This is a genomic window from Xanthomonas sp. NCPPB 1062, assembly GCF_041481705.2.
GTDB lineage: Bacteria > Pseudomonadota > Gammaproteobacteria > Xanthomonadales > Xanthomonadaceae > Xanthomonas > Xanthomonas euvesicatoria.
In genome coordinates this window covers 3,112,014-3,128,924 of the sequence record NZ_CM192987.1, presented here as the reverse complement: position 1 = coordinate 3,128,924, position 16,911 = coordinate 3,112,014, and the positions used below count along the sequence as shown (strand labels likewise).

Below are 16,911 nucleotides of genomic sequence, written 5' to 3'. Positions count from 1 at the left end.
TGCACAGATGCGAAGACCTGCCGCGGGCAGGAGGTTACGGATTGTTGCGCACGTGCGGGCTGGTGTGATGCTCGGCAGTGCCATGGTTGTTGCGGAACAGCGGTACCAGCTGCCACAGCGCCGAGAGCCCCACCAGCGTGTAAACCACACGCGACAGCAGTGCGTCCTGTCCGCCGAACAGTGCGGCAACCAGATCGAACTGGAACAGGCCGACCAGCCCCCAGTTCAATCCACCGACGATGAGAAGCACCAGAGTGATGACGTTGATCGCTTTCATGAAAGCATTCCATGTGGGTTGGGAAACCCCAGACTCCGCATGCCCCAGCGAGCAGGCCGTGAGCGTCGCCCGCTGGCGGCCCGCTTTGCACACATGTCGCTCACATCCGCCAGCCATGCGGGTGGTGTCTGCGCGCTTGGGCAGCGGTCGCCAAGCCACGCGATGGCCGGTGACCAATGCCTTGGCAGACAGGCGGCGACCCGACATGGATAGGGGCGATATCGCTTCGTTCACCGCCGAGGCGAACGATGCAGCGGCGTGCATCTTCGGCCTGATGCCGCCGCTGACTCGGCACTGAGTCCGCTTCGGCATCCGCCTGCCGGCGCGGCTGCCGAGGAAGCGGCACACCCCGCATCAATCGACGTCGGTAACGGACAAGGCAGCGTCCGGTGCGGCGGCCATGGTGCAGGGAGGCGACGCCCTGCAACATGCCGGATCATCACCTCACACCAGGTGCTTGGAGTGTTTGCCGGCCATGCGGGCGAACTCGTGCAGTTCCGTCCCCAAGTTCCGAGCGCTCTTGGACCGCGTTATCTCGTTGTTGGTCTGTTCCAGCCTCGATCGGTTCGGGCTACTCGGGGCCGAAACATGTTCCCGGCGCGGTGGTGCCGCCGTGGATGTCGATGGCAAATCCTGTGGCTGGCTGGAAGAGGTGCTTGCCTCCTGCACAGACAACGCTCTTGCCGTTGCCAGCAGCGCTTCAACATCATTGCCCTCCAACAAGGTGTTGATGGCCTTGCTGGCCTTGGTCCCACGTCGCTGGGAGAGCGTTTCATGCATGGCGCCCAGGATTCCGCGGCCTACCTGCTTCCCCAGCCCGATGTCGGTGCTTCCCTCGCGACGGTTGTTCTTGATGGTGATGGCGGTGTGCTGGTTCAGGGCGCCAACGGCGGCCATGCCCCCGGAGATCGCCGAGACCGCCAGGCTTTGCGGGAGCGGAACATTGCGGGTCCCGCCCTGGGAGGCCGAAACGAGTTTGCTGATTACCGACGATGCGGCGCTGCCCAGGAAGATCAGATGGAACATCTGGCCGATGCGCTGTGCGGTTTGCGCGGTGAACTCGAGATAGTTGTACTTCTTGGCGATATCGTTGAACAGCTGCTGCGACAGCACGGACTTTTCGGCGCCGATAAGCAGCTTGGATGCGGTGCCGTTCGGGTCGATTTCGTCGAGCCTGCCTTCGCGCAACGCCTCAAGGTCGTTGCGCACCAAGCGCAGTTCCTGCATCGCCTTGCTGGCGTCGCCGGCCTCGATGTCGCGGTCGTCTGCCGTGATTGCGCCTGGCTGCGTATCCTCTGCTGTCACTGCATCCGCCAGCAGCTGCTCCAACTCGGCGACCCCGGCGGTGACGCGCTTGACCAGCGCTTGGGTAGGCGACTGGATCAGGCTGCGTAGCTTGTCGGTCTTGATGTCCTCTGCGCTGACCGCCGCGCCGCTGGCCAGCTTCTGCTTGCCTGCGTCGGTCAGTACATCGGCGTACAAGAGGTTGAGCTTGTTGTTGGCTTCCTGCTTGGCTTGCTCGTCGAAGCCGGCGGCCACATGTTGCGCAGCCGTCATCAACATCGCGCCAACCGTCTGCGCCGTCGGCGACAGCGCACGCATCGCGCCTGTCTTGCTGAGCAGCCCCAGCGTGCTGGCCACCGGCGAACGCAAGATGCGTGGAACGGCCTGCCAGCGGTTGCCCTGCCACTGGCGATCGTGTGCGCCCTGGGTCATGACGAAATCATGCTGGGCCTGGTGCAGCTCCTTCTCTGCTGCCAGCAAGACGTCGGCTGCCGCCGCGCGTTCCTTACTTGAGGAATTTGGATCACTCTGAATCTCGCGAAACACGTCGCAGGCTTTGGCGAACGTTTCGATCTTTTCCTTGAGGGCGTGTGCCAGTTCGGGGAGCCAGTGCTTGTCGTTGATCTGCTTCTTGTCCGGCACGATGACGTGAGCGCCGTGTTCGCGAATCGACTCGCACAGGCTGACAACCGCCGATTGTTGGCCGGCATTCACAGGTGCGGCGACCAGCATGGTGGCCAGGCCGAACCCTGCGCCGGCCCACGGTTGGCGTGTCGCATAGTTGATCCACGGCGAGACGATGTACTGCATGGCATTGGTGAGGAAGCTGCCGCTCGGGTTGGGCATGCCGGAAAGCAGTGCGGTGCGCCGCAGCGTGGCTACGTCGTTTTCGTTCAGCCCCTGCGCCTTGTACCAATCGATCACATCGTGTTCGCTGATGCGGCTGACCAGGTCCGCATGCGTGGCCGCGCGTGCCTGCGCACCCGTGGTGCCGGGCGATTTCATCGGCCTGAGCCTGCTGATCAGATCGGCCGCCAAGTCCGGTGCGATTGCGCGTGCATCGTCCGAAGCCAACTGCTGACGAAGCCGTGCCAGCGTCGCCTTCGTTGCATTCGATGAGGTTGCCGATTGCGGGACGAGGGCCTGGGCGTCTTGCTCGGGCCTGGCTAGGAGCGCCCCTAGCGTGTTTGCGCCACTGCGCCTGACGGGCGCACGCCCAAGTGGGCTGAGTGCGGGGTCCGGCGCGGATTGGTGCGTGACGGCCGCAGAGGTGGAGGCAGTGGCGAGCTCTGTTTCCTGGATCTCAGGCAAGTGCGACCCCGCACTGCGGCTGGCCGAATCGACGGATGCGGATGACTTCATCGGGACATCTCCTGACGTGTATACGGCAGATAGATTGCGTGCGTACCGGACGATTGGTGCGCATCGCATGGGATTGCATCGCAGATGCCGTGGAACCTCCCTCCCGTAGCGAAGTTCCTGGTGCAATCCTGAGCCTGCCGGTATTGGTGGAGGCGAAGTGGTGAATGCACTGCGCGAAAATTGAACTACCAGACGCGTATGCCCGCTGTCTGTCCAGCAGATTTTCTATCGCCGTACGCGAACCAAATCAGGTTCCGAAGCGGCGCCTGGTATGCAATGGATGTGGAGCGTGACAGAGGGCAGTCTTTTCAAATGCACTGGCGCTCTGCAGTCGGCCGGTCTCTGTCTCGTCAGCAGCCTTCCAAAGATGCGCGTCCAGGGCGAGCAGGTCGTCGTGGGTGCATGCCAATGGTGCTGCGCGTCAGGACTGCCGCGCCGGACGGCGCGCCAGGCGATGGTCATTGGCGACGGGTATGGCCTGAGGTGCCGAAAAATCTGTGGCCACCACAGCCTTGATAGCTGACTTGAGCAAACAGGCAAGCGTGCGGATCGAACTATTTGCGTGAGGCTTTTGCGCTTCGTGCGTTGCGCCGGTGATTCGCGCTTTCTTTGCGGTGACCGGGCGCTGACAGTGACACTGCCCAGGCAGAGCCAAGCGATGCAGCTCGCACTTTCATTGTGAGATACCTCAAATGACATCCGATCAGATCAATGTTGATTCCATGGTGGCTTCGTTCTTTTCCGGTCTTGGTCTTCGCCTGGGCCTGACCGATGCACTGGTGCAGCGCCTGCGTGAAGGCGAGACCGTTCTCGGGCCTGCGGGCATGCTGTGTCGCGTGCATGCGCAGCCCCGGAACGATGGTGTGTCGGGATTTCCGGAAGTCATCCTGCCGTTGGCCGCACGCGAACTCGAGGGCGACGAGGTCGTCACGCTGCTTGCGCTGCAAGAGCAACTGCTGACCGAGTACGGGTGGCGGCTGACGATGTCCAACCTGGGCCTGCTGTGCATCTGCCCGTTGCTGCTCGCGCAGACGCCCGAAGACGTGGCCGCCACTCTCGAGCGGGGGCAGATCGTCGCACGTGTCGTGCTGGATGCGCTGGTAACGCAGGCGGGCAGCGCCAGGGAGGCTGTCGTATGAAGCTCCAACGCCAGAACAGCGCTCCACCGTCCATCCCAAGTGGATCGTCCGCAAATCCCGGTGCCGCGCACGCAAGCGAACCATTCGTGCCAGAGCCGCAGACGCCGCGTTCGACGGTGCTAAAGGGGCTGGCGGAGCCGAGCCCGCGCTTGCGCGCGCGTGCAGGCAAGACCACAACGCTGCCGTCGGGTGAATTATCCCCCGCCAAGACCAGGCAGTGGCGTCCGGAAGCGGGTGAATCCTCCCGCGCTGCGTCTGAGCGCGCGGAGCGCCAGCATCGCGCTGGGCGGCATCCAGGCAACCAGCAGGCGGCTTCTTCTTCGGCGACGCAGGGGGCTTACGCGCAGCGCTGTGTCGCCGCTTGCGAACGCCTGAAGGCGCAACTGCGTGCAGTTCTGAAGGATCGCCCGTTTGCGGAGCCGTCGGACGAGCAGCTCGCATTGCAGGCGGAATACGTGCAGTGGGCCGATGCCCGCTTGCAGGAGCGTATTGAGGCGTTCGGTCCGGACGCTGCCTACGAAGTTGCCGGGGATATGAAGGCGGTCGGCAGGAAAGCGTCGCTGCCCATTGCGTATGAAAGTCTCAGATCGTTTTTCGTTGGCGCGTTGCGGACGCCGCTCGGCATTTCTGCAGCCACTGCCTACCAGAGCAGCCGCCCGCCCGCTTCGGAACCCTAGAGTACAGCGACCCTGGCTGGGGTGATCTCGGGAATGGGGTCGCATGCCTGCGACACGCTGTTGATTCCATCGATGGACAGGCGCGCGCGCGTTGCCAATCTGCCGCGTTTCCAGGCGATCGATCCCAAGATCCTGGTGCCGGACCCGCCGCCGGTCCTATTGGAAGTCACCCCTGAGGGAAACAAGCGCTTCGTGCGTCCCGGAGAAAACGGTACGCCGACCCGTGCCGAGCTCACGGCACAGGCCTATGACCGTCGGGCAGGAATCGCTCAGCGTCAGTCCATGCTGGACGATACGGCGCTGGACACCATGCTGCTCAGGCCGACCATCAGCGGCGGCTTTAACGCCGCGCGGCGCACCTCAGGGGACCCCTCCACCCGTACGGCGGTTGCCGAAGTTGGCCTGGCCGGGCTGGCGGTGGGTGGTGCAGGCGCTTTGCACAAGGCGTTGCTGGACACCGGCAAGGCAATGGGGCGCACTGGCCAGATGACGGTTCCCGATTTGCTCGGTGGGCATCAGCGCTTGAATCTGTTCGCTCTTGCATTGCCGGACAAGACACGACCTCCTGCCACGTGGTCCGATGCGGTGCATTTTCCCAGCTATCTATTGCAGACAGGTCAGGAAGCGATGGCTTTAGCGAGACAGGCGTTCAGCACGGCGAACGCGGCAACGACGGCGCTGCGCGATGTGCTGGGACGCCATATGGTCGGCAATGTGTTGGCCAACATGGCTTCGTTGGGTGCCACCAGATTGATCGCTTCCCCGCTGAGAGGAGGGTATGGCGGCGGCAGCTTGCCCGGAGAGGCCGACAATTCTCCAGCATGGGTGTTGCAGCAAGGAGCGCAGATGTTCTTCAACGATGTGGTGTGGAATGCGCTGAAAGCCAAGAACGGCACAAATACCACCCAGGCCACGCGATTGGATCACGAGCGCGCCATTGCAGCGGCCGAGCAGGATAGAACGATTTCACGCACCTTGCAGACGCTCGCCGAGCCCTTGGACACAGCGCTTGGCTTGCTTCCCCCGCCAGCCCAGGGCGAGGTGGCGCGTGCCATGGAAGAAGGCACGGGCGTGCCCGTGCCGCTCAGCGCTGACGTCGACCAACTGCGCAATGCGTTGCAGCAGCTAAGGGACCAGGTGGCTGCGCAAGCGGTCTCGATCGCGACCATCGACGATGCGCTTGGTCGGCTGGCCGATCTCCCCGTCGCGGGTGACGGCGAAGGCCGCGCGGTGATCGCAGAGTTGTCTGCGCAATTGCACGCGCTTGGCGCGGCCTTGCGTCAGAAGCAGGCGCTGCAGCAGTGGCAACAGGGTAGGCCTTGAGCGCCGCCCAGGCGCCGGCGCCTGGCCATGACCAAACGCACGCGCTACGAGTTGCAGCCAGGGCTGCGGCCCGTAGCGCTTGCGTCAGCCCGGCGTTATCTGCATGCCGGAACGCAGGCTTGTCAGTGAGCAACGGGTTCCAAGTCAATGCGCCCATGGCCTGATACAAAACCGATGCGCGTTGCGCGACAACTGCAGCAACGGGCGGCACGCTTGCGGCTGCGGTGGCCACACTCGCGTTGCGCCTATGGCAAAGTGCCTGCGCGTTTGCTGCTGCGGCATTAGCACCTGGTCAGGAGGGCGTGCAGCTGTTTCGCTCCGCCATCATCCGTTGCGTGGGCGGCGAGTCGAGCGAAACATGCATCGCCGTATCGGCTGGCGTGGCAGCGTCACTGCCGTCATCCTCAGCGTGCGGGTTTGCGTTTGACGTAGAGCTGCTTGCGGACATGTGCGACCACTTCGCCGTCGCGGTTGTAGACCGTGTTCTCGAACCAGCGCAGATGTTTCTCGCCGTTTGCAGTGGCCTGGCGCAATTGCGCCAGCACGCCGTCGTCGATGACGAAATCCGCCGTTACCGTGCCGCGCCCGGGCTTGACGAATTCGATGCTACCGGCCTTGTCCCACACGTAATATTCGCGGCCCAGGTTGTGCATGGTCAGCAGCATCCAGAACGGGTCGGTCATCGCAAACAGGCTGCCGCCGAAATGGGTGCCGACATAGTTGCGATTCCATGGGCGCTGGCGCAGCTCCACCCGCGCAAAACGGTAGTCGGCCGAGAGCACGGTGACGTGGATGCCGGCAAACAAAAATGGCGGCCACAGGTTGATGCCTAACTTGAACAGCGATGCGCGCATACGGGCCTGTTTCCTTGGCGAGGGAAAGTGCGCAGCATAACATTCGCATGCGTATGGAGTAGGCCGGCTGCGCGTGGTCGGCACGGCGTCCGTCCGTTGCTGCCGACCGCGAGCTGGTGTCGTCATGGTCGTTGGCCCGGGTCAAAAAGCCATGCAGGCCCCCGAACGCAACACGCCGGGCACAGGCCCGGCGCGCATCCTGCGGTGAGCAGGGCGATCGGGTGACCGCCTCAACTCAGCGCAGGTGTCGCACGTCAACGCTGGGGCTTAAAACACCAGCGCCGACATCTTGCGACGATAGCGGCCGACCAGATCTTCGTCCTCGATCACGCGGAAGGCATCGATCAGGCTACGGCGCGGCAGGTTGTCGTCGAAGCTGCGGTCCTGCCGCAGCATTTCCAGGAACTGCTCCAGCGCCGCTTCGTCGTTGCCGTCGAGCAGATGGCGCACGCCGAGCAGGTGCCGTGCGCGCAGGTCGGCGCTGTTGGCATCCACGGCAGCCTGCAGGGTGCCGGCGTCCGGGGCGTCCTTGAGAACGTTGGCAAAGCTCAGCCGCGCCTTGGCGCGCACCGCGCGGTCGTCGGTGGCCAGGTTGGCGGGCAGGGCATCGATCAACTGCTCGGTCTCGGCGGTGTCGCCGGTCTTGAGCAGCGCCAGCGCCAGGTCCAGCTTGAGTTCGTCCTTGTCCGGTTCGGCGGCGACCGCTTCACGCAGTGCCGCGGCCTGCGCCTGCGGGTCGAGCGGCGCCGGCGGCACGTCTTCTGCCACCTGCGGCTCGGCCGGCAGCACGCCGTGCTGGGTCAGGAATTCGCGCACCTGGCCTTCCGGCATCGCGCCGGGGAAGCCGTCGACGATCTCCCCGCCCTTGACCAGGAAGACCGTCGGCACCGAGCGGATCTGGAACGCCGCAGCGATCTGCTGTTCCTTGTCCACGTCGACCTTGCCCAGCTCGAACGCACCGTTGTACTCGCCGGCCAGCTTTTCCAGGATCGGCGTCAGCGACTTGCAGGGGCCGCACCAGGTGGCCCAGAAGTCCACCAGGACCGGTGTCGTCAACGATTTCTGCAGGACCTCGGTCTCGAAGGTGTCGGTGGTGGCATCGAATACATGCGGCTTGTCGGACATGGGCTTCCAGAAGTTAAGTGCGGCAACAATGGGAGGTAATGGTGGCAAACGCGGCTGACACAAGCCCAGCCGCAATGAGGCGCTCACGTGCCCGGTTCGGGCGCCTTCCGCATGGCCGTGGCAGCGTCAGGGGTTCACGCCGCGCCCGACCGGCACGACAATGCCGCGTTCTGGCGGCGCGTCGCGCCCCGTGTTGGAGCAAGCCAATGGCAACCACCGAGCGCGCGCAGCGCTACATGGGCCTGATCGCGGCAACGGTTTTCGTACTGGCGCTGGCCGGTTTCGGCGTCACGCTGCCGGGCTATCTGCAGGCCAGCCATCCGGTGGCGCTGTTGGGCGCGCAGGGCGTGCCGCATGCGCTGGGCTTCAATCTGGTCGCCTTCGTGCTGGTAGGCGCGCTGGGCATGGCCACCGGGGTCAGCCTGCTGGCGCGCATGCCGCCCAAGGCCAGCTGGAGTCTGCGCGTGGGCGGACAGTTGATCGTGCTGGCCGGCCTGGCCTTCCTGGGCATGGGCATGCTGCCGCTGGATCCCACCGATCTGGATGGCCGTGCCAGCCAGGCCCATGCCACCGCCTGGTTGTTGTGGGCCGTGGCGTTCGTGCCCGGCATGTTGTTGATTGCCGCCGCGCTGCTCAACGATGCCACGACCCGCAGGCTGGCCTGGTTGAGCCTGGCGGCCGGATTGCTGGTGGCAGTGCTGGCGTTCGGCCCGCCGGGCCTGGTGCGCCAGGCCATTGCGCAACGGCTGGCGTTCCTGGCCTGGGTCGGCTGGCTGGCGGTCGCGGGCTGGATCTGGCCGCCGAAGCCGGCCGCGCTGCGGTAACGGTTTGGTCCACCTGCTGCACTGCGGTACCCTGTACCGCTTTGCACCGCCCGAGCATCCGCTCCCAATGTCCACCGTCGAACCGAACGTCTACGACCCGCAGCAGGTCGAAACCTCCGCCCAGCAGTTCTGGGATGCCACCCGCGCCTTCCAGGTCGACGAGAACTCGGAGAAACCCAAGTTCTATTGCCTGTCGATGCTGCCGTACCCGTCCGGGGCGCTGCACATGGGCCATGTGCGCAACTACACCATCTCCGACGTGGTCAGCCGCTACAAGCGCATGACCGGCCATAACGTGCTCCAGCCGATGGGCTGGGATGCGTTCGGGTTGCCGGCCGAAAACGCCGCCATCAAGAACAAGACCGCGCCGGCCAAGTGGACCTACGCCAACATCGAGCACATGCGCGCGCAGCTGAAATCGCTGGGCTACGCCATCGACTGGTCGCGCGAGTTCGCCACCTGCACGCCGGACTATTACGTGCACGAGCAGCGCATGTTCACCCGGTTGATGCGCAAGGGCCTGGCCTACCGCCGCAACGCGGTGGTGAACTGGGACCCGATCGACCAGACCGTGCTGGCCAACGAGCAGGTCATCGACGGCCGCGGCTGGCGCTCCGGCGCGCTGGTGGAAAAGCGCGAGATCCCGCAGTGGTTCCTGCGCATCACCGATTACGCCCAGGAGCTGCTGGACGGCCTGGATCAACTGGATGGTTGGCCGGATTCGGTCAAGACCATGCAGCGCAACTGGATCGGCCGCTCGGAAGGGCTGGAAATCCAGTTCGACGTGCGCGACATCGACGGCGCACCGCTGGACCCGCTGCGCGTGTTCACCACCCGCCCGGACACGCTGATGGGCGTGACCTTCGTGTCGATCGCCGCCGAGCATCCGCTGGCGTTGCATGCCGCCAAGTCCAACCCGGAACTGGCCGCGCTGCTGGAAACGCTCAAGCATGGCGGCGTCTCCGAAGCCGAGCTGGAAACCCAGGAAAAACGCGGCATGGCCACTGGCCTGACCGCGGTCCACCCGATCAGCGGCGAGCAGGTGCCGGTGTGGGTGGCCAACTTCGTGCTGATGGGCTACGGCACCGGCGCGGTGATGGCCGTTCCGGGCCACGACCAGCGCGATTTCGAGTTCGCCAACAAGTACGGCCTGCCGATCGTGCAGGTGGTTAAGCTGCGCGAGCCGCGCAACGAAGAAGAGCAGACCTGGGACGCCACCCACTGGCGCGATTGGTACACCGACAAGAGCCGCGAGCTGGAACTGATCAATTCGGCCGAGTTCGATGGACTGGATTTCGGCGGTGCCTTCGAAGCACTGGCCGAGCGCTTCGAGCGCAAGGGCCAGGGCCAGCGTCGGGTCAATTACCGCCTGCGCGACTGGGGCGTGAGCCGTCAGCGTTATTGGGGCTGCCCGATTCCGGTGATCTATTGCGCCAAGTGCGGCGCGGTGCCGGTGCCGGAAGACCAACTGCCGGTGGTGCTGCCGGAGAACGTGGAATTTTCCGGCACCGGTTCGCCGATCAAGACCGACCCGAGCTGGCGCCAGACCACCTGCCCGGACTGCGGCGGCCCGGCCGAGCGCGAGACCGATACCTTCGACACCTTCATGGAATCGAGCTGGTACGTGGCGCGCTACACCAGCCCCAACGCACGCGACATGGTCGACCGCCGCGCCAATTACTGGATGCCGGCCGACCTGTACGTGGGCGGCATCGAGCACGCGATCCTGCACCTGATGTACTTCCGCTTCTATCACAAGCTCATGCGCGACGCGCGGCTGGTGGACAGCGATGAGCCGGTGACCAATCTGCTCACCCAGGGCATGGTCATCGCCGAGACCTTCTATCGCGATGCCGACAACGGCGGCAAGGACTGGATCAACCCGGCCGACGTGGAAATCCAGCGCGACGAGCGTGGCCGCGTCACCGGTGCGGTGCTGATCGCCGACGGCCAGCCGGTGCACATCGGCGGCACCGAGAAGATGTCCAAGTCCAAGAACAACGGCGTGGACCCGCAGTCGATGGTGGCCAAGTACGGCGCCGACACCGTGCGGCTGTTCTCGATGTTTGCCGCGCCGCCGGAGCAGTCGCTGGAGTGGAACGAGGCCGGCGTCGACGGCATGGCGCGCTTCATGCGCCGGTTGTGGGTGCAGGTGCACAAGCATGTGGGCGAGGGTGCTGCCGTCGCGCTGGACGTCGCCGTGTTGAGCGCCGAGCAGAAAGCGATCCGCCGCAAGACCCACGAAACCATCGGCAAGGTCAGCGACGACTACGGCCGCCGCCACAGCTTCAACACCGCCATTGCCGCAGTGATGGAACTGTCCAACGCGCTGGCCAAGTTCGACGACGCCAGCGAACAGGGCCGCGCGGTGCGCCAGGAAGCGCTGGAGGCGATGGTGCTGCTGCTCAATCCGATCACCCCGCACGCCAGCCACGCGTTGTGGCAGGTCCTGGGCCGCGGCGAGACGCTGCTGGAAAACGTGGCGTTCCCGCAGGCCGATGCCAGCGCGCTGGTGCGCGATGCGTTGACACTGGCAGTGCAGATCAACGGCAAGTTGCGCGGCACGATCGACGTCGCTGCCGATGCGACCCGCGAACAGATCGAAGCGCTGGCGCAGGCCGAGCCGAACGCCGCCAAGTTCCTCGAAGGCCTGAGCGTGCGCAAGATCATCATCGTGCCGGGCAAGATCGTGAACATCGTCGCCGGCTAAGCCGTGCTGGTCCGGCGGGTTGCCCTCGCCGGTCCGGGCAGTGCGCCGGATCGGCGTGGCAACGCGCTTGCACGGTGGCGGGGGCGTCCAGCGCGGTCAGGCGCGTGGATAACGTTGCAGCTGCCGCACACTGCACCGGCGTGCGATGTGCGGATGTGCTGCTGCGACGGATCTAGCGATGCATGGCATGGGGGCGCGGTAACACGAAAAGGCGAGGCCGATCGGTGAGAAGCGCCAGGTGTCTTGGGCGACCATTCCATCGGTGCGTGACGACGTGCTGCTGGGTTTTCAGGCAAATCACCGCGGCGGCGCGTGGCGTGGCTTACGTGGGCACTTTCGTTTTCGACACCGCATTTCACTGGCGCGCACGACGCGTGGGTAGAGTTTTGGCAGTGGTTGCCGACGATGCGTTTCACTGGCGCGTGGCGACGCGTTTTTTCATTCCTGGGGCGCCGCAGTGCTTCGCGGCGCCCTCTCAAGCCCCGTTCACGCGGTCTCGGGCAGGCTAGCCGCCTGTTGCCGCCGCCGGGGCGCTCATCCAGACTGTGCCCATGATTCGATTTCCTACTGCCTTCGCTGCGTCCCTCGTGCTCGTCTCGAGCCTCACCGCCTGCGGCTTCCATTTGCGCAATTCGCTGGCGTTGCCGCCCGACACACCGGCGGTGAAGGTGCAGTCCGCCGTGCAGTACAGCGAGCTGGCCAAGCTGTTGCGGCGGGGTCTCAAGGCCTCCGGCGCCACGCTGGCCGACGACGATGCCAAGACCGGCTTTGCGCAGTTGCAGGTGTTGTCCGAGCGTTGGGGCGATCTGCCGATCGCCATCGACAGCCAGGGCCGTGCACAGGAATACAGCCTGCGCTACGCGGCCATTTTCACCGTCACCACCGCCAATGGCTCGGTGCTGGTGCCGCAGCAGGTGATCGAGCTCTCGCGCGACTACGTGTCGCCACCGGTGGATGCCACCGGTACGGCAACCGAGCGCGAAATCCTTGCCGACGAACTGCGCAAGGACATGTCGGCCTCGATCCTGCGTCGTATCGACAGCGTGGTGCGGGCACGCCTGCAGCGCGGCGAAGGTTTGGAGAGCACGCCGACCGCGCCATTGCCGCCGGCCCCGACGGCGCCAGCGCAGCCGACCACGACACCCGAATCCAGCGTGCCGGCCTCGTTGCCGCCCGCGCCCACGTCGGGCAACTGAGCCGCGCCCCGCGTTTTCGGTGATGGAACTTCGCCCAGAGCAGCTGGCCGGCCAGTCCAGCCAGCCCTTGCAGCCGGTGTATCTGATCGCCGGCCCCGAGACCTTGCGTGTGCTTGAGGCTGCCGATGCGGTGCGCGCACGCGCGCGCGCCGAAGGCATCGGCGAACGCGAAGTGTTCGATGCCGATGGCCGCGAGTTCGACTGGAACCAGCTTGACGCCAGCTTCAATGCGCCCAGCCTGTTCAGTCCGCGCCGCCTGGTTGAAGTGCGCCTGCCCAGCGGCAAGCCCGGCAAGGACGGGGCCGAGGTCATCACCCGCTTCTGCGCCAACCCGCCGCCGGACGTGGTGCTGCTGATCACCGCCAACGACTGGAGCAAGGCGCATCACGGCAAGTGGGCGGAGGCGGTCGGTCGCGTCGGCACCATCGCGGTGGCCTGGGCGATCAAACCGCACGAACTGTCCGACTGGATCGAGCGCCGCCTGCGCGCGCACGGCCTGCGCGCCGATGCCGCTGCCGTGCAGCGCCTGAGCGAGCGGGTGGAAGGCAACCTGCTCGCCGCCGCGCAGGAAATCGACAAGCTCGCCCTGTTGGCCGACGGCAAGACGCTGGATCTGGAGGCGATGGAATCGCTGGTGGCCGATGCCGCGCGCTACGACGTGTTCCGGCTGGCCGAAACCACGTTGTCCGGGCAGCCGGCCGCGGTGATCCGCATGCTTGCCGGCCTGCGCGGCGAAGGCGAGGCGGTCGCCGCGCTGATGCCGATCCTGATCAAGGAGCTGCTGCGCACCGCGTCACTGGCGAAGGTGCAGGCCAACGGCGGCAACCTGGCTGCCGAAATGAAGGCGCAAGGGCTGTGGGAATCGCGCCAGGCGCCCTTCAAGCGCGCGCTGCAGCGTCACCCCGAACCGCACCGCTGGGAACGCTTCGTTGCCGAAGCCGGGCTGGTCGATCGCATGGCCAAGGGCCGCGCCGACGGCGACGCCTGGGTTGGTCTGGAACGCCTGCTGGTGGCCGTGGCCGAAGCCCGCGCGGTGAGATTGTTGGCGTGAAGGCCAGGGACGCCGGAACCCGGGACCCGGGACCGGGGAGCCGGGAAGGGCAGGGTGACCGGCAGCGGGCCCATTCCGACCAGCTTGCGCAGGCCAGCCCTGCAAGCAGCTCCTCCGGATCGCAGGAACAGCAACACTCCCATCCCGACCACGTTGCAGACCCCGGCTCTTCCGATTCCCGAATCCCGAACCCCGATTCCCAGCTCCATCTTTACTACGGCGGTACCTTCGACCCGATCCACCTGGGCCATCTGGCCATCGCCTGCGCGGCGCGCGACGAACTGGGCGCGTGCGTGCAACTGGTGCCGGCGGCCGACCCGCCGCATCGCCCTGCACCCGGTGCCACCGCTGCGCAGCGTGCGCAGATGCTGCAACTGGCGCTGGCCAAGTCTCCAGGCCTGCAACTGGATACCCGCGAACTGCAGCGCGCCGCGCAGTGCGATGCGCCGTCCTATACGGTCGATACCTTGCGCGAGCTGCGTGCCGAACTTGGCCCTGCGGCGCCGATCGCCTGGTTGCTCGGTGCCGATGCCTTCGTGGGGCTGCACCATTGGCATCGGTGGGAGGCGTTGTTCGGGCTGGCGCATTTCGTGGTTGCCGCCCGTCCGGGCACACCCTTGGCGTTGGCCGACGCACCGCAGCTGGCCGCGATGGTGCAGGGCCGCTGGGTCGCACGCGCGGACGAGCTGGTCAGTGCGCCGGCCGGCCGCCTGTATCTGCTGCATCAGCCACTGCGCGGCGAATCGGCCAGTGCGGTGCGGTCACGCATCGCCACCGGCGCGCAATGGCAGCGTCTGGTGCCGCCCCCGGTGGCCGCAATGATCCAGCGTGAAGGCCTGTACCGCAGCGTCCGCCCGGCTACCTGAACACGCGTGCTGCCGGACCGGCCTATAATTCACGCCAATTCCATCGAGTTGCCGCTTTGACCAGCCAAGCCCAAGTCATCAAGACCTCCCTTCCGAACCCGCCGCCGTCCGTGCCGGCCCTGTTGGCTACCGTGCGCGAGGCTGTCGAAGAGCTCAAGGCCAAGGACGTGGTCGAGATCGATGTGCGCGGCAAGTCCAGCGTCTGCGACTACATGGTGGTGGTCTCCGGCACCTCGACCCGCCACGTCAAATCGATCGCCGACGAAGTGGTCAAGTTCGCCAAGCGTCTGGACGTGATGCCGCTGGGCGTGGAAGGCGAGCGCGAAGCCGAATGGGTCCTGGTCGACCTGGGCGATGTGGTGGTGCATGTGATGCTGCCGCGCGTGCGCGAGTTCTATGCACTGGAGCGTCTGTGGACCGTGGGCGATCAACGCCCGTCCGACGAAGACGAGTCCGACGAACTGCGCTGAGTCTGCGCAGGGGCGCCGCAGGCGCGCAGAGACAACAACGGCGCCCAAGGGCGCCGTTGTTGTCTGGGGCGTTCGCTGCGCAATCGGTCGGCGTCGTGCATTCCTTGGCCACGCGCTGTTCGGGACATGCATACCGCAGGTGCGCAGCGCCACGCGCTTAGAGCGGTCCGCGTTCCCACGGCCCGGTGATGGCCAGGGTAATGCCCGGCGTCTGGATGTTGACGAACAAGGTGCGCGCCAACGGGTCCCAGCACGCGCCGCAGAACTCGGTGTCGCGGTAGTCGCCTTCGGCGATCGTCTTGCCGGCATCGGCAATCTGCTGCGAGGTCAGCTGCACGTTGTTCTTGGCCAGATAGAACGAGGCGCCGTTGCGCGTCAGCCCGAGTAGACGCGCGCCGGGGCCGTATTGGTCCGGGCTTTCGCCGCCGTCTTCGCACAACACCACGCCGCCGCGCGCACTCACCGTCACGTTATCCGGGTTGTGCGCAGCCAGCTGATTGCCGCTGACGAACAGCGCGCTCAGGCGTTGGGTAAACAGGTCCAGTACCCACACCGCACCGTTGCCGTACCCACGGCGCCCCTGCGCATCCACGCCGGTGCTGGTGTCGACGATGAACATCTTGCCGTAGCTGTACCAGATGCCTTCGCCGCGGCTCATGCGCAGCGCGCCATCGGCCCAGGCCTGCGCGAACGGGCCGCTCAGGGTGTCGTTGGCGCCGATATCGGCAAAGCCGGCCGGCGCAGCGATGCTGTCCAGGTCGGGCTCGGAGATATCCACCCATTCCAGCTGGAATTGCTGGCCGATGCTGGCCACGGTGAGATCGGCATTGCGGCGCCCGCGCACGCGCGCGGCTTGCAATCGCCCGCCGTTTTCCAGCGAGCCATTGCGGCCGCGGCGGTCGTTGGGGATGAAGCGGTACAGGCCGGCCTTGTTGCGGTCGTCTTCGGTGAGATAGACGATGCCGGTGCGCGGATCGATCGCCACCGCTTCATGGCTGAAACGGCCCAGGCCCACCAGCGGGCGGCCGGTGGTGCGGTGGCTGTCCGGGTCCACCTCGAACACGTACCCATGCTTGCGGCCGGTGCTGGAGACCGTATTGGTCTTGATCTCTTCGCAGCTCAGCCAGGTGCCCCAAGGCGTGGGGCCGCCGGCGCAGTTGACCAGCGTGCCGCCCAGGCTGGGCTCCAGGCTGCCCCAGCCGCGCCGGCCGTAGCTGAGCGTGGTGGTGCCGCCGCCGGCCTGCTGGGTGCCGCTGACGATGCCGGTGTCGTACATCGCCGGTGCGCGGAACGGGTTGCCTGCGCCGCGTTCGTGGTTGCGGATCAGCACATATTCCAGACCGCGTAGCGGGTCGCTACCGGGGCGCCAGTCGGGTCGGCGCAGGCCGACCACGGCCATGCCGTCGTGGCGGTCGGGGCAGGGCTGGCCGTCGTCCATGCGGTCGCCGCTCCAGCCGAACGAGCGATAGCTGAAACCCTGTGGCAGCTGCAGCAGCGGCAAACCGGTGCTCTGGTCGGCGACCGGGGCGAGCGGGCCGTACCGGCTCGGGACCGGTGCAAGCTGCGTGGAAGGCGAGGTGGCGGCCTGGGCCTGGCGCGACTGCAGCGCGCTCAAGCTGCCAAGGGCGCCGGCGGCCATGACGGCAGCACTGCCCTTGAGAACCTGGCGGCGGGCGGGATCGAAAATCGGCATCGAACGACTCCTGCGTGGCTGGGTGGTCGAGCGACACTAATTGCCAGCTGTAACCACACC

At 66.0% G+C, this 16,911-nt stretch carries 13 protein-coding genes and 1 pseudogene; 8 read left to right on the top strand and 6 right to left on the bottom strand.

The annotated features are described in order from the left end of the window. Positions 1–34: 34 nt before the first annotated feature. Complete coding sequence (locus ACCQ16_RS13655; protein WP_014090582.1) at positions 35–277, bottom strand: DUF378 domain-containing protein; 243 nt, start codon at positions 275–277, stop codon at positions 35–37. 444 nt (positions 278–721) lie between these two features. Continuing rightward, positions 722–2,923: a type III secretion system effector XopN gene (gene xopN / locus ACCQ16_RS13650; RefSeq protein ID WP_277572787.1), complete on the bottom strand. Its 2,202-nt coding sequence runs from the start codon at positions 2,921–2,923 to the stop codon at positions 722–724. A gap of 692 nt (positions 2,924–3,615) precedes the next feature. Here xopN and hap3 point away from each other — a divergent pair. Continuing rightward, a complete protein-coding gene (hap3, locus tag ACCQ16_RS13645) occupies positions 3,616–4,062 on the top strand; it encodes an Hpa3 family type III secretion system protein (protein ID WP_031423417.1) in 447 nt (148 codons plus the stop codon). Positions 4,063–4,325: 263 nt separating this feature from the next. Here the strand turns inward: hap3 and ACCQ16_RS13640 are convergent. Then, positions 4,326–4,678 (bottom strand): annotated as a pseudogene (locus ACCQ16_RS13640) (hypothetical protein); the annotation flags it as partial. Between the two features lie 94 nt (positions 4,679–4,772). Here ACCQ16_RS13640 and xopF point away from each other — a divergent pair. Then, positions 4,773–6,062 (top strand): XopF/Hpa4 family type III secretion system effector, encoded by a 1,290-nt coding sequence (gene xopF / locus ACCQ16_RS13635; protein ID WP_372379981.1) that lies wholly within the window; start codon positions 4,773–4,775, stop codon positions 6,060–6,062. Positions 6,063–6,466: 404 nt separating this feature from the next. On the opposite strand, the gene ACCQ16_RS13630 is transcribed toward xopF, so the two are convergent. Together ACCQ16_RS13630 and trxA are read right to left on the bottom strand one after the other, a co-directional pair. Further along, on the bottom strand, positions 6,467–6,916 hold the full coding sequence (locus ACCQ16_RS13630) for a DUF4442 domain-containing protein (protein WP_029819795.1): 450 nt from the start codon (positions 6,914–6,916) through the stop codon (positions 6,467–6,469). A gap of 267 nt (positions 6,917–7,183) precedes the next feature. Continuing rightward, positions 7,184–8,041: a thioredoxin gene (gene trxA / locus ACCQ16_RS13625; protein ID WP_372379980.1), complete on the bottom strand. Its 858-nt coding sequence runs from the start codon at positions 8,039–8,041 to the stop codon at positions 7,184–7,186. Between the two features lie 206 nt (positions 8,042–8,247). Between trxA and ACCQ16_RS13620 the strand changes: the two genes are divergently transcribed. The 6 genes from ACCQ16_RS13620 to rsfS all read left to right on the top strand — a co-directional run bounded on the left by ACCQ16_RS13620 (position 8,248) and on the right by rsfS (position 15,158). Next, positions 8,248–8,865 carry a DUF998 domain-containing protein gene (locus tag ACCQ16_RS13620; protein ID WP_008573173.1) on the top strand — a complete coding sequence of 206 codons (618 nt, stop codon included), beginning with the start codon at positions 8,248–8,250 and terminating at the stop codon, positions 8,863–8,865. A 67-nt stretch (positions 8,866–8,932) separates the two neighbouring features. Beyond that, on the top strand, positions 8,933–11,575 hold the full coding sequence (gene leuS, locus ACCQ16_RS13615; RefSeq protein ID WP_029819792.1) for a leucine--tRNA ligase: 2,643 nt from the start codon (positions 8,933–8,935) through the stop codon (positions 11,573–11,575). 551 nt (positions 11,576–12,126) lie between these two features. Beyond that, a complete protein-coding gene (locus ACCQ16_RS13610; RefSeq protein ID WP_014090575.1) occupies positions 12,127–12,771 on the top strand; it encodes an LPS-assembly lipoprotein LptE in 645 nt (214 codons plus the stop codon). Positions 12,772–12,793: 22 nt separating this feature from the next. Next, the gene (gene holA / locus ACCQ16_RS13605) at positions 12,794–13,822 is read left to right on the top strand and encodes a DNA polymerase III subunit delta (RefSeq protein WP_218502091.1); all 1,029 of its coding nucleotides are present in this window, start codon (positions 12,794–12,796) and stop codon (positions 13,820–13,822) included. Further along, positions 13,819–14,688 (top strand): nicotinate-nucleotide adenylyltransferase, encoded by an 870-nt coding sequence (gene nadD, locus ACCQ16_RS13600; protein ID WP_029819791.1) that lies wholly within the window; start codon positions 13,819–13,821, stop codon positions 14,686–14,688. The genes holA and nadD overlap by 4 nt, the downstream gene beginning before the upstream one ends. A gap of 56 nt (positions 14,689–14,744) precedes the next feature. Then, entirely contained in the window at positions 14,745–15,158 is a 414-nt protein-coding gene (rsfS, locus tag ACCQ16_RS13595) for a ribosome silencing factor (protein ID WP_005912943.1), read from the top strand. Positions 15,159–15,315: 157 nt separating this feature from the next. Here the strand turns inward: rsfS and ACCQ16_RS13590 are convergent, their stop codons facing one another. Beyond that, a complete protein-coding gene (locus ACCQ16_RS13590; protein WP_057681410.1) occupies positions 15,316–16,851 on the bottom strand; it encodes an alkaline phosphatase PhoX in 1,536 nt (511 codons plus the stop codon). Positions 16,852–16,911: the final 60 nt, after the last annotated feature.